Source organism: Paenibacillus sp. 2TAB26 (assembly GCF_052115145.1).
Taxonomy (GTDB): Bacteria; Bacillota; Bacilli; order Paenibacillales; family Paenibacillaceae; genus Pristimantibacillus.
Window position 1 is genome coordinate 1 of the sequence record NZ_JBFRGC010000117.1, and the last position, 423, is coordinate 423.

The window sequence follows — 423 nt, forward strand, 5'->3', positions numbered from 1 at the left end:
GACTTTCTATAACCAAAAATGATAGAAATATTCTACCTTTTCTATTCTGTAACCGTAACTATTATATAAAGCACATGCAGCTTTATTTGCACCTTGTGTAACAACTTGAATTTTTGAAGCTTTATTTTTAACAGCGAACTCCTCAGCGGCTCTTAATAATGTTTTCCCAATCCCCTTGCCTCTGGCACTCTCTCTTACACTAATAATCCCAATATTAACCAGATTATGATTACTCTTTAAGTCTAACGTGATTACTCCTAGAATCGTATTATCATCGACATATACAAGCACTTTATCTGCCAAGATACCTTCAATAGAATTAATCATCCATTCTTTATATAATGCCTCATATTTAATCTCTTCTATATTAGGATCAATTTTATATCTTGAATAAATACCGCTTGCAATTCCCAATTGTAACAG

General features: G+C 32.2%; 1 protein-coding gene. It reads right to left on the reverse strand.

Features of this window, described 5'->3' with window-relative positions; all coding sequences use genetic code 11:
* Nucleotides 1-6 precede the first annotated feature (6 nt).
* Nucleotides 7-423, reverse strand: a 417-nt coding sequence (locus tag AB4Z50_RS36130) for a GNAT family N-acetyltransferase (RefSeq protein ID WP_441887320.1), incomplete at its 5' end; no start/stop codon positions are given.